The sequence below is a fragment of the Halopiger thermotolerans genome (assembly GCF_054654555.1).
In genome coordinates this window covers 429532-441728 of the sequence record NZ_BAAIEU010000003.1, presented here as the reverse complement: position 1 = coordinate 441728, position 12197 = coordinate 429532, and the positions used below count along the sequence as shown (strand labels likewise).

10 protein-coding genes are annotated in these 12197 nt (G+C 64.2%); 6 read left to right on the top strand and 4 right to left on the bottom strand.

Going from position 1 to position 12197, the window contains the following annotated elements; all coding sequences use genetic code 11:
* Positions 1-54: 54 nt before the first annotated feature.
* Entirely contained in the window at positions 55-291 is a 237-nt protein-coding gene (locus ACYQ26_RS07255; protein WP_459808205.1) for a DUF8074 family membrane protein, read from the top strand.
* Positions 292-360: 69 nt separating this feature from the next.
* Positions 361-2073: a thiamine pyrophosphate-binding protein gene (locus ACYQ26_RS07250; RefSeq protein ID WP_459808204.1), complete on the top strand. Its 1713-nt coding sequence runs from the start codon at positions 361-363 to the stop codon at positions 2071-2073.
* 253 nt (positions 2074-2326) lie between these two features.
* Here ACYQ26_RS07250 and ACYQ26_RS07245 read toward each other — a convergent pair whose 3' ends face one another.
* The 4 genes from ACYQ26_RS07245 to ACYQ26_RS07230 all read right to left on the bottom strand — a co-directional run bounded on the left by ACYQ26_RS07245 (position 2327) and on the right by ACYQ26_RS07230 (position 6548).
* The gene (locus tag ACYQ26_RS07245; protein WP_459808203.1) at positions 2327-3316 is read right to left on the bottom strand and encodes a Gfo/Idh/MocA family protein; all 990 of its coding nucleotides are present in this window, start codon (positions 3314-3316) and stop codon (positions 2327-2329) included.
* 454 nt (positions 3317-3770) lie between these two features.
* The gene (npdG, locus tag ACYQ26_RS07240) at positions 3771-4439 is read right to left on the bottom strand and encodes an NADPH-dependent F420 reductase (RefSeq protein WP_459808295.1); all 669 of its coding nucleotides are present in this window, start codon (positions 4437-4439) and stop codon (positions 3771-3773) included.
* 28 nt (positions 4440-4467) lie between these two features.
* A complete protein-coding gene (locus tag ACYQ26_RS07235) occupies positions 4468-5718 on the bottom strand; it encodes a mandelate racemase/muconate lactonizing enzyme family protein (RefSeq protein ID WP_459808202.1) in 1251 nt (416 codons plus the stop codon).
* Positions 5719-5780: 62 nt separating this feature from the next.
* A complete protein-coding gene (locus ACYQ26_RS07230; protein ID WP_459808201.1) occupies positions 5781-6548 on the bottom strand; it encodes an IclR family transcriptional regulator in 768 nt (255 codons plus the stop codon).
* Between the two features lie 650 nt (positions 6549-7198).
* Between ACYQ26_RS07230 and ACYQ26_RS07225 the strand changes: the two genes are divergently transcribed.
* The 4 genes from ACYQ26_RS07225 to ACYQ26_RS07210 all read left to right on the top strand — a co-directional run bounded on the left by ACYQ26_RS07225 (position 7199) and on the right by ACYQ26_RS07210 (position 12188).
* Positions 7199-8185, top strand: coding sequence for an LLM class flavin-dependent oxidoreductase (locus tag ACYQ26_RS07225; RefSeq protein ID WP_459808294.1), 987 nt, complete (start codon positions 7199-7201; stop codon positions 8183-8185).
* A gap of 701 nt (positions 8186-8886) precedes the next feature.
* Entirely contained in the window at positions 8887-10200 is a 1314-nt protein-coding gene (locus ACYQ26_RS07220; RefSeq protein WP_459808200.1) for an ABC transporter substrate-binding protein, read from the top strand.
* Between the two features lie 115 nt (positions 10201-10315).
* Complete coding sequence (locus tag ACYQ26_RS07215) at positions 10316-11275, top strand: carbohydrate ABC transporter permease (protein WP_459808199.1); 960 nt, start codon at positions 10316-10318, stop codon at positions 11273-11275.
* Positions 11268-12188 carry a carbohydrate ABC transporter permease gene (locus tag ACYQ26_RS07210; protein ID WP_459808198.1) on the top strand — a complete coding sequence of 307 codons (921 nt, stop codon included), beginning with the start codon at positions 11268-11270 and terminating at the stop codon, positions 12186-12188. Before ACYQ26_RS07215 ends, ACYQ26_RS07210 begins: the two co-directional genes overlap by 8 nt.
* Positions 12189-12197: the final 9 nt, after the last annotated feature.

Sequence of the window (12197 nt, the reverse complement as noted above, 5' to 3'; positions counted from 1 at the left end):
CGGCGTCGCTGCCATAGTGAACAGCTATTTGGCGATTCGCTGAAACCTGTCCCTATGGCTCTCACGAAACACGACGGCATTCTCCTCGTGTACAACCTCGGCGTGACGATCACTGCGGGCTACGTCGTCCAGCAGTTGGCCCTCACATCTCGGCTCGAACTCGTTCTCAGTGCCTTCATTCTTGCGATTCTCTGGACGATCTACTTCAAGATCGCCATGGTCGATCGGATCGCCGACCACCCGCGATTCGCGGGCGACGAAGACGACGCCCCGATGGGATCGTCGGGCTAATCCTGTTGTGGCCTCCCTCGAGAAGCCGACCAACCGTATTTAGTGGCTTGGTCGTTGTACTCGGACACGATGACCGCACAGGACGATCCCACGGGGCGGGTACGACCCGGCAGCGAACAGCTGTACGACGCGCTGGTCGAGGCCGGGATCGACCTCCTTGTGGGCTTGCCCGGAACGCAGACGCTGCCCCTGGATCGTACCGTCGCACGCCGCGACGACATCCGGTACGTGATGGCCCGCCACGAGACCGCGATTCCCCACGTCGCGTGGGGGTACTACGAGGCGGGCGGCGGCGTCGCGGCGACGCTGACCGTGCCTGGCCCCGGGGACACGAACGCGATGCACGGCCTGAAAAACGCCCTCGAGGATCGCGTCCCGCTGGTGCACATCGCCGCGGACGCCGATCCAGAGGATCGCGGGAAGGGGCCGATCCACGAGATCGAGCCCGAGACGTTCGATACCGTCGTCAAGGAAAACGTCTCGATCGAGCGACCGCTCGAGTTCCACCGGGCCGTCCGCTCGGGGATCGAAACCGCGCTGACCCCGCCGCGGGGCCCGGTTCGGCTCGGCGTCCCGAAGTCGCTGCTCAAGGAGGGGTTTCGATCGCCGGCGGTGACCGTCGAGCCGGAGACGAGTCGCTTCGACGGCGACGAGGAGTATCGAACCGCGACGCGACTGCTCGCCGATGCGGATCGGCCGGTCGTCTACCTCGGCGTCGGCGCCCGCCGCACGTGCGAGCCGGCCGCGGTCCGCGCCCTCGTCGAGCGGCTGAACGCGCCCGTCGTCGCCTCCTACAAGGGGAAAAGCGTCTTCCCGGAGGACGACCCGCGCTGGCTCGGCGTCACCGGCAGTCACCTTCCGGCGGGCGCACGACGGACGCTCGAGGCGGCGGACGTCGTCCTCGCGCTCGGGACCCGCTTCGACGGCGTGACGACCGACCACTGGTCGATCTCATTCGGCGAGACGCTCGTCCACGCCTCGGCCGATCCGGCGTGGATCGACAACGCCTACGAGGCGGACGTGGCGATCGTCGACGACGCCGGGACTGCAGTCGAGCGGATTCGTGACGGGCTCGAGTCCGAGTCCGACGCTGGGACTGCGGACGACGGCTGGGACGGCCGCGAAATCGGTGACCACGTTCGGTCGGAGTACGAAGCGCAACTCCGCGATCGCGGGCTTCTGTCGGACGAGGAGCCGATCGCGACGGCCGGCGTCCTCCGGACGCTTCGCGAGGCGCTCCCGCGAGAGACCGTCGTGACGACCGACATCGGCGGCTTCCGGCTGTGGGCCAAGCAGAACTTCGCGGCTTACGATCCCGAATCGTACGTCACCGCCGGCTCGTGGGCGGGGATGGGCGTCGGCGTCCCCGCCGCGATCGGCGCGAAACTCGCGGCGCCGGAGCGGCCGGTCGTCGCGCTGACCGGCGACGGCGGGGCCATGATGTGCCTGCAGGAACTGCACACGGCAGCCGCCTACGACCTCGACGTGCTCACGATCTGCTTCAACAACGCGGACTACGGAATCATCAGCAAATCGCCCGAGATCGATCAGTACGCAGAGGGACACCGGTTCGACTGGTCCTCGCCCGACTTCCCGGCCATCGCGGAGGGGTTCGGCTGTCGGGGTCAGACGGCCCGAACGCTCGCGGGACTCGAGGAGGCAGTCGACGACGCGTTGTCACGGGACGGACCGGAATTAATCGACGTCCGCGTCGATCAGGACGAGCCCACGGCCGGGGAGGCCGCGGCGTACGAGTCCGCGATGTCGTTCGGAGACGGGTAGCACGCGAACCGCCCCAATTGACGATCCGATCGTTATGTTCGCGGTCCGAAGACGGCCGGCGGGTCCCCGTTCGTGTGGGCGACTGGCGAGACCGGAGCGATGAACTCGCGGCTAACTCCGGCGATTTGGCCGTGGACGTCGGGATCGTCGACGACAGCGACGCGACGCTCGAGTCGTTCTGATCGCGGCGCCGCGGTCGAGGAATCGGTCAGTCGCGTTGCAGAATCGCCGGTTACACGCCGGACATCCGACGTCAGGTATGGTCCTGTAGCTCCCGCACCTCGTCGACGTCGATCGGGCGACCGAGGTCCGCCGACGCGTACGCCGCGAGAACGATTTCCACAGCCCTGCGGGCGTCCCGCCCGCTCACGAGCGGCTCCCTGTCTTCTCGAATCGCCTCGAGGAAGTCCCGAACCTGTCCCTCGAGGCCCGTTCCCGTCGGCGGTTCGACTATGTCCGGTTCGACCTCCTCGTCCTCGAGGACGAAGGTTCCCGAATTGTAGGAGCCTTCGGTTCCGTTCAGTTCAACGCGGTCCTCGCCGCCCCGAACGGCGGTCGTCGCCTCGATAACCCCTCGAGCGCCGTTCGCGAACTCGAGGGAGACGACCGCGAGGTCTTCGCATTCCATCTCGTGGGCGATCGTGTCCGTCTCGGCGGAGACGCGCTCGATGCCGCCGGTCAGCCAGTCGAGCAGGTCGACGAAGTGGATCGCCTGTTGGATAAGGACGCCGCCGTCGAGGTCCCGCTGGCCGTGCCAGTGGTCGTCGTAGTAACGCTGGGGGCGGTGCCACTTGACGCTCGTATCGGCGAGGATCAGATCGCCGAACCGGCCGTCCTCGACCCACCGGCGGGCGGTCCACCGTTCCGGCGTGAACCGCCGCTGGAAGATCCCGCCGAGTCGAACGCCGTTGCGATCGGCCGCCTCGATCATTCGATCGACCCGGTCGATGTACACGTCCAGCGGCTTCTCGCAGAGAACGTGGAGTCCGGCCTCGGCAGCGTCGACTGCGATCTCTGCGTGGGTTCCCGACGGCGTACAGATGCTGACGGCGTCCAACGCCTCGGCCTCGAACATCTCCCGGTGATCGGTGTAGCCGGTTGCGTCGTACTCGTCTGCAAACGGTGCGATCGATTCTTCGCTGCGCGCCGTGCCGGCGACGACTTCCGCGCCGTCGATCGACTCGACGGCCGCCGCGTGGTTGCTCCCGAATCCCGTCGCACCGACGATTCCGTATCTGAGCATACGGGAGCCAACAAGTCGATCGTACTTCAATTTTCGTCGGCGCGTTCGGATTGCAGCTCGCGACTTGGCGGCAGTGTCCAGCAGCAGCTCGAGAGCCAGCCGACTGCGAGCACACGAGATCGAGTCCTCCGTCGTCCGCGCTATCTGATCCCCGGGATCGTACGTCGACCGCACGGATCTGCCCGACGACTGGCCGATCGGACGTCGAGGTGGCACTCGAGGGCGTCTGAGAGCTGACCGACATTACGGCGTGCTCACCGACGGTGAACTGCATCACGTGACGGCGTTCGACGCGAGCACACGGTCGGCGGCCACCTCAAGGCAAGTCGTGAGACCGGCGTGCTCGGGGCAGTGACGATCTGGAAGATCGACGGGCTCGAGCCGGAACGTCGGTCCGGCGAGCGGAACGTTCTGCGACTTCGGCGGGGTACGGAGGTGAGCCGCTGTAGCGCCGCTAGTGGAACGTCACGCAGACGTTCTCCATGTCGTCGTTGTACTTCGCGATGTTGATCAGCAGCGGCGTCAACGCCTCGACTTCGGTGGCGTTGGCGAGCGGCCCGACGTCGAGAGGACGAAGGCCCCGAATCGAGTCCGCGATCGTCGCGACCGTCTCCTTGGCGTCCTCGTCGTCGGCGATCAGCAGCGTGTCCGTGTCGATCTCGACGTCCAGATCGGCGAGTCGTCTCCCGGAGAGGTTCGTAAACGCGCCGACGACGGGAACCTCGTCCGGCGCCGTTTCGTCGATCATCTCGATGACGCTGCCGCCCGATGGCGGGTGGTAGTGAAGGCCGTCCTCGTCGCCCTGCATGCCGACCGCGGGACTGACGAGGATCGCGTCGTCCCCGAGTACCGGTGCGATGGCGTCGACGGTTTCCTCGGCGTAGTAGGGCGGAATCGACAGCACGACGACGTCGGCGTCCGCCGCAGCGTCGACGTTTTCTGCCGCTTCGATCTGCGGCTCCACGCCGCGCTCGCGCAGCCGGGAGCGGTACGTCTCGGCCGCCTCGGCGGCTTTCTGCTCGTCGCGCGAGCCGATAGTCAACGGGTAGTCCGCGTCGCGTCCCAATCGCAGCGCGAGCGCTTCGCCGATCTCTCCGGTACCGCCGAGCAGTGCGATCTCCATGGTGGTGTTGGTCGTCATCGTTGGATTGTCAGGCGTCGTCGTAGTGGAATTCGGTCCAGGGGCCGTCCCTGAACGGGTACTGTTCGATCACGTCGTCGTTTAGCTCGACGCCGAGTCCGGGATCGTCAGACACCGACAGGACGCCGTCGGTGACGTCGGGTTGGCCCTTGATCAAATCGAACGCGAGATCGAACGGGTACATTCCCGGGTCGACGGCGGCGTCGAACAGCGGGTCGTTCTCGAAGACGGGATACTCCACGAGCGTCGCGTCGGGCGCCGCCGCGACGAGGTGCGCGTTCGCGGCGAGGCCGATCCACGTCCCGAAGTTGTGCGGGACGAACTCGAGGTCGTCGCGGTCCGCACAGAGCGCGACTGCCTCCCGGCAGCCGGTAAACCCCTCGTGGTGGCGGACGTCGCCCTGCAGAAAGTCGACGGCGCCCGTCTCGCCGAGCGCGACCAGTCCCGCCGCCGAGTCCTCGCTCTCGCCGCCCGCGAGGGGCGCGCCGGTCGCGACGAGGTCGACGTACCCGTCGTGGTCGTCCGGCGCGACGGGCTCCTCGATCCAGTAGGCGTCGTGGTCGTCGGCGTGGACCACCAGATCGCGGACCGTCTCGCGGTCGTAGCCCTCGCGGAGCTTCCACCAGGTGTGGACGTCGAGCATGAGTTCGATGTCGTCGACGGCCTCGGCGAGTCGTTCGACGGTTTCGCGGTCGCCGTCGGGGCCGATTCCGGGCCGATACTTGTAGCCGAAAAACCCCAGCTCCTCGAGGACCTGCGCCTGCTCGACGTAGCCGTCCGGCTCCATGTACATCCCCGCGCTGGCGTACAGATCGAGTTCGGTCGTCGGCGCCGCGTCGGCGTCGAACTCCTCGGCGAGCAGTTCGTACACCGGCGCACCGCGTCGCTTCCCCAGGATGTCGTACAGCGCGACGTCGATCGCCGAGATCGCCTCGATCAGATCGCCGTCGGGAACGTCGCTCTCGCGGAGTCGCTCGTGAGCCTCGGGGATTTCGTCTATCGTCTCACCCTCGAGGGCGTCGGCGACGTGACCGTCGACGACGTCGGCAAATGTTCCCTGCGAGTCGTCCTCGAAGTACTCGGTCATGGCGGAACTGCTCGCTCCGGCGGTCGCGACGCCTCGCTGTCCGTCGCCGGTCTCGACGACGACGAGGACGACGTCTCGCTTCCGGAGTCGCCGGACGCCGCCGTGGAACGGCCGCTCCTGTACCGGAGCGATCGGCGACGAGAGGGCGTATCCCCTTACATTTGCGATCTCCATACGCGAACCGTCCATATCTATCAGTATAAGTCATGCGAGCACCGTCAAGAATTAGCCGCGATCTACGAGAGGTTCGTGTTGCGTTCGACGACGTTCGCTGCACCCTGAACGTAGTCGGCGAGTTCGCCGTGCAGTCGTTCGTCGGTGAACCTGCTCGACGGTCCGGAGACGCTGATAGCACCGAGGACGTCCTCTCCGTTTCTGACGGGCGCGGCCACGCAGCGAAGGCCGTCGATGTTCTCCTCGTCGTCGATTCCGTAGCCGCGCTCGCGGATCGCCTCGAGTTCCTCGTAAAACTCCTCCGCCGTCGCGATCGTGTTCTCCGTCTGCGCGAGGAACTCCGTCTCCGAAACGATCTCGTCGACGCGTTCGCGAGGGAGGTACGCGCAGATCGTCTTGCCGAGCGCAGTCGAGTGGATCGGCTGCTGCGTGCCGACGCTCGAGGCGGTTTCGACGCTGTCGTCACCGGCCGCCTTGCAGAGGTACGACACTCGGCTGTGTTCCTCGATGCCGAACTGCGCGATCTCGCCGGTATCCCGCGCCAGCGTCTTGACCTCTTTCCGAATGACGTCGTAGTTTCCGATCTGCTCGCGAACGTGCTGGGCGATGTTCAGAATCCGCAAGCTGAGCCGATACTGGTCGTCTTCCTTGACGGCGATCTCGAGGTCCTCGAGCGTTCCGAGGTGGCTGTGAATCGTGCTCTTGGAGTGTTCCAATTCGGTTGCGAGCTCCGTCACACCGGCGCCGCCCTTGCGCTTGAGCGACTCGATTATTTTAAACGAAATCTCAACTGAACGGATCGTTCGACCCGTCCCTCTTTGTGACTCCATATCACAATTATTGGTGGAAATTATAATAAACCTGTTCCTGTCACAGGAACTACAGCCGGTCCCAGACGAACGTAGATACGCCCGCGTTTGTCTCTCCACTCTCCTACTCGAGTGATATCGATACGTTCGCTCTGGCCGAACGGCTCCGCGTTCGGCCTGCAATTTCGGATTATCGAAACGATTCGACCGCGAGCATTCACCGTTTCTTGACTGTCCGTCTCTGTGTTCGTCTCTTGCGAACGCTTCTTAACGACTCTCGGGCCACGGCTGCTACTGACTTCCATTACGAACGTACTCTTGTAATTCCAGGTGTGGAACGCCGTCGACCTGGGATGGGGCACGTCGATAGACTACGAGTGACTGATCCGTGAGATCGGTCTCTCGATCAGTCTATTCGCCGATATCCGCGAAATACGCGTGCACGAACTCGGTCGGTCGAGCCGATCCGCTTTGACCGGACGCTTCGCGGTGACTGTTTTCGTGTTGTCGGCACGCTTTCACGTTCCGTAACGTCGGTCGCGAGGTCCGTCTCGGTTCGTGTTTATCGAACCGTACGATTCACTTCCGGGGGTCACCGTCCCCTCGTCTCCGCGGAGCGACGTAACATGTAAATAGTAGCTGCGCACACGATACCATCGTAACCTATGAGCATGAAGTTCGGAATTTTCCCCGTCGAGGGCGGACAGTCGTGGGACGGCGTCGTCGAACACTGTCAACTGGCCGAGGACGTCGGCTTCGAGTCCTGCTGGGTCAACGACCATCAGGCCACGGAGGGCGACAACTACTGGCCGTCGCCGCTGACGCGGCTGACCAGCATCGGCACCGGCACGGAGGACCTCGAGCTCGTCACGTCGGTGCTGATCCTCCCGCTGTACCACCCGCTGCACGTCGCCCAGCGGGCGGCGATGCTCGACAACATCTCGAACGGCCGGCTCACGCTCGGTGTGGGGCTCGGCTACGTCGAGGAGGAGTTCGAGGCCTTTGACGTGCCGATGGACGAGCGCGCCGGGCGCATGATCGAAGGGCTGCGCTTCCTCGACGAGTTCCTCTCCTCCGAGGAACCGATTACCTTCGAGTGTCCGTTCTTCTCGGTGGAGGACTGGCAGCCGCTGCCGCCGACGGTCCAGCAACCTCGCCCGGATCTGTGGGTCGGCGGCTGGGGCGACAAGCAGATCGCGCGCTCGGTGAAGTTCAGCGACGCCTGGGTGCCCGGCGTCGTCGCCGATCTCGGCATCGTCGAGGACCGCAAGGAGCAACAGCGCGCGCACATCGAAGACAGCGACCAGGACTGGAACGAGATCGAACACCCGCTGATGCGCGAGGCGGTCATCGCCGAAACCGAGGAGGAAGTGATGGAGCGCAAGGAGTACGTCCATCGCACCTACATCGACGAGTACGGCGGCGAGTTCTCCCACCCGCTGATGACGGCCGACTCGGTCGAGGACTTCGAGGAACTGGCCGACGACCGGTTCATCTACGGGACGCCCGAACAGATCGTCGAGCAGATCGAGTCGATTAAGGAGCGCTTCCCGCTGGACCACCTCGCGCTCCGGTTCCACCACTCGGGCATGCCGAAGGATCTTGTGGAGGACCAGATTCGCCTGTTCGGCGAGGAAGTCATCCCCGAGTTCGAGTAAGGCTGCACTCGCGGCCCCGACGAAACCGCGGGCATTCGTCGCTGACCCGCCGGGGCGTCGTTCGAACGGCGGGTCGGCCGTCGAGGCTGTCGACCGCGTTCCAGTCGGTACCGTCGTTGCCGTCAGTTATCCGCACGCTCGAGGCTGTAGTGTCCCGTTCCCGTTGCTGTGTCGAGCGATTTCCGGCGATTCGTCCCCGTCTCGAGCCGTGTCTTCCGCTGACGGCTTCGATCCTCTTTGTCCGGCGACGTCGGACTTTTCGCTTCCCCCGTGGACGAACACCATCTAAGGCGGCCTATCCGGGTGTTTCCACACTTCTGGCAGCGATTCTATCGGCTAGTATCCGGCGTCGGCCGACGAACACCGAGACGATCGAGGGCCGTCCGGTGACACCGAATAGATGAACGTATGGTAATAAAAGGTAAATGATCGATGGTGTAGATCAGTGCAGGGAACGGATCTATAATGAACAAAGGGCAATATTTATATAACGGTCTATTCATGTACCGCTCATGGTTGAGAGACCCAATCGTGGAGCTTCGGAAACATCGCGGAACAGGCGCCGAATTTCTCGACGACGAGTACTTTCGGCGACCGGAGCAGCCGGCGTCGTAGGGTTCGCTGGCTGTATCAGCGATGGCGGCGGCAACGGCAACGGCGGGTCCGGCGAACTAAATATCGGAGAGTACGACGGCGAGGAAGTGACCGTCGAGTACGCCACCGCGCCCCTGTTCGGCGATATTCAGGACCAACTGATCGAGTCGATGCGGAACGCGGGGCTGCCGGAGAACATTTCGGTCGAGTTCTCCACGGGCGTCTGGGGGGCCGACGATCAGCAGGATCGATACACGCAGATCCTGCAGGCCGGGCAGTCCACGCCCGACGTCATGCTGACGAACTTCTCGTACACGTCGGCATTCGCACCGCGAGGGTGGCTGGTCGATCTGAACAAGGCGCTCCCGCAGGAGAAACTCGACGAGCTCGAGAACGACTACCACCAGACGATGGTCGACTCGATGCGCTGGGAGGGCGGCCTCTACGGCATTCCGCAGTTCGTCGACATTCCGGCGATCCTCTACCGGAAGGACTACGTGCGAAACGCGGGCTACGATCCGGAGGGCGAAAACTGGGCGACGGAGCCGATGACGTGGAGCGAATTCTCCGACATCGTCAGCGACACCGTCGAGGAGAACGACCTCGACCACGGCTATACGCTGACGCTCAACCACCGGACGATCGCTCACCAGACCGGCTACGAGAAACTCGTGACGATGGGCGGCAACTACTTCGGCGACATGGAGAACCAGCACGGGCCCATCGGCGATCGACCGATTACGGTCGACGATGGGCCGGTCATCGAAACGCTTCGCCTGCTCCGGACGTTCATGCACGGCTCCGACGACGAGTACGCGCTCGAGGACGTCTCCGGCGACATTCTGCCGTCCGAGGCGCTCGGGTGGGACACCCAGCCGTCCCAGGAGTCGTTCCAGGCCGGCCAGGCGGCCTTCCACCGAAACTGGTCGTATGCCATCGCCCAGTTCGCCGGCGAGGACGCCTTCGGCGAGGACCTCGGCGTCATGCCGTTCCCCTACGGCGTGCCCAAGGACGAGGCCAAGTACGAGGGTACCGGCGGAACGAACGCGACGCTGGGCGGCTGGCACCTGTCGCTGAACCCGAACTCCGAGAACCTGCCGGCGGCCGTCGAACTGATCAAGGCGATGACGTCCGACCAGTTCTACCTCGACATCTTCGAACTCACCGGCTCGACGCCGCCGAAGCCGGAGCTGTACGAGTCGGATCAGGCCGCCGAGGTCCCCATCATGAGCCGGTACCTCGACACGCTCCGACTCCAGTCGGAAAACCAGTGGGTGCACCCGATCAACTCGATCTGGGACTCCCAGTCGGACGCGATCGCGGAGGAGTTCACCGCCTGTCTCGAGCAGAAGCAATCGCCCGAGGAGGCGGCCGCGGCGGCGCAGGAAGCCGTCGAGGAGATCGAACAGTCGCAAGCGTAACCGTGTTCCGCCACGACCCGCGGCTCCGTCCCGGATCCGGGACCGGCCGCAGGCGCTGTGTGGACCGCCGGTCCAGCAGCAGCGGTAACGACACCACGCACCACACCACCACACAATGAAAAAGAAGGTACTCAACGCAATATCGCCGATCCTCTACCGGATCGAACAACTGGACGAGGACAAGTACGGCTACCTCCTCATCGGACCGATGCTGTTCGTCCTCTCGGTCCTCGCGTTCTATCCGTTGCTCCGGACGTTCTGGGTCTCGCTGCACAGCGACGACCTCCGCGGGGCGTATCCCGTCGGCGAGTTCGCCGGCTTCGATACGTACGCCGCGATTCTCAGCGGCGAGATGGACATCATCCTCAGCGATCCGTTCTTCAGCCTGAGCGATCCCCTCTCGAGCGCCCTCGTGGTGACGCTGCTCATCACCGGCGTGAGCCTCGCGATCGGGACCGTTCTCGGACTGGGGATGGCGCTGATCCTCAACAAGGACTTCCGCGGCCGATCGGTGGCCCGGATGATCGTCCTCCTGCCGTGGTCGATCCCGATCGTCATCCAGGGGATGATCTTCTATCTCCTGTTCCAGCCGTCGATCAGCTTCCTGGTCGATCCGCTCCACAGCATCGGGCTGTTCTCGTCGAATCCGCTCGTCAGCACGACCGATTCGATCGTGATCGTGACGCTGATCGACATCTGGCGGAAGGTTCCGTTCATCGCGCTGATCATCCTCGCCGGCCTCGCGAGCGTCGACCGGAGCCTCTACGACGTCGCCAGGGTCGCCGGCGCCTCGAAGTGGCAGCAGTTCCGGTTGATCACGCTGCCGCTGATCAAACCGGTCGTCTTCATCGGCATGATCTTTTACACGATCAGTTCGATGAAGGTCTACGGCGTCGTCGAGGCGTCGACCGGGTGTAACACCGTCCCGACGCTGACCTGCCTCGTCGTCGACACCTTCCGCATGCAGCGGTGGGCGACGGCCTCCGCGATCGCGTTCCTGACGGCGCTGCTCATCGCGGGCATCGTGATGGTCTATCTCGTCAACTTCCGCAACGAGGTGAGCACGAATGCGTAACGTCGCACAGGAGGAGTCGCGAAGCCGCGTCGGTCAACTGGTCGACCTGCTCGTCAACAACCCCTACGATACCTACAGGGTGTTGTTCTACGTCGCGCTGACGTCGTTCATCATCGTGACGCTGTTTCCCTTCTACTGGCTGTTCGTCCTCGCGATCACGCCGCAGGACCGCCTCTACGGAATGGGGATCCTCCCCGAGGGCACGAACATCGGGGTCTTCCTCGAAGTGTTCCGACAGGTGCCGCTCCACCACTACATCTTCAACAGCCTCGTCATCGCGACGATCACGGTGATCGTCTGTCTGGTGATCGGCAGCCTGGCCGGCTACGCCTTCGGTCGCGTCGATTTCCGGGGCAAAGCGCCGCTGATGCTCCTGCTGCTCGTCGTCTCATACTTCCCGGGCATCGCGTTCCTCATCCCGCTGTACGAGATGCTGACCGGGGCGCTTACCATCGGGATCTTCGAGACGCCCGACCTCTACAACACGCCGTGGTCGATGGCGTTCCCGTTCACGATGCTGACCCTGCCGATCACCATCTTCATCCTGACGACCTTCTTCAGTCAGATTCCGGACGGGCTCGAAGACGCGGCCCGCGTCGAGGGGACGACGCGACTCGGCGCGCTGTTTCGCGTCATCCTGCCGCTGTCGGCGCCCGGCGTCGCGGCCGCCGCGATCATCGTGTTCATCAGCGTCTACCGGGAGTTCTTCTTCTCGTTCCTGATGACCGACGGCGACGCGGACAACTGGGCCGTGCTCGTCTACGGCATCCTCGAGTTCGAACAGCAGAGCGGTCAGCTGTACCACCTGATGGCGGCCGCGAGCATCGTCGGGATTCTCCCGATCGCGCTGCTCGTGGTCTTCGCGCAGAAACACATCGTCAGAGGCTTAACGCAAGGCGGATTAAAGGAGTGACAAGATACC

Bases quoted from the DNA above. Each gene is read 5' to 3' on its own strand.
- ACYQ26_RS07255 (WP_459808205.1), top strand. From the start codon at position 55: ATGGCTCTCACGAAACACGACGGCATTCTCCTCGTGTACAACCTCGGC.
- ACYQ26_RS07250 (WP_459808204.1), top strand. From the start codon at position 361: ATGACCGCACAGGACGATCCCACGGGGCGGGTACGACCCGGCAGCGAA.
- ACYQ26_RS07245 (WP_459808203.1), bottom strand. From the start codon at position 3,316: ATGCTCAGATACGGAATCGTCGGTGCGACGGGATTCGGGAGCAACCAC.
- npdG (WP_459808295.1), bottom strand. From the start codon at position 4,439: ATGGAGATCGCACTGCTCGGCGGTACCGGAGAGATCGGCGAAGCGCTC.
- ACYQ26_RS07235 (WP_459808202.1), bottom strand. From the start codon at position 5,718: ATGGAGATCGCAAATGTAAGGGGATACGCCCTCTCGTCGCCGATCGCT.
- ACYQ26_RS07230 (WP_459808201.1), bottom strand. From the start codon at position 6,548: ATGGAGTCACAAAGAGGGACGGGTCGAACGATCCGTTCAGTTGAGATT.
- ACYQ26_RS07225 (WP_459808294.1), top strand. From the start codon at position 7,199: ATGAAGTTCGGAATTTTCCCCGTCGAGGGCGGACAGTCGTGGGACGGC.
- ACYQ26_RS07215 (WP_459808199.1), top strand. From the start codon at position 10,316: ATGAAAAAGAAGGTACTCAACGCAATATCGCCGATCCTCTACCGGATC.
- ACYQ26_RS07210 (WP_459808198.1), top strand. From the start codon at position 11,268: ATGCGTAACGTCGCACAGGAGGAGTCGCGAAGCCGCGTCGGTCAACTG.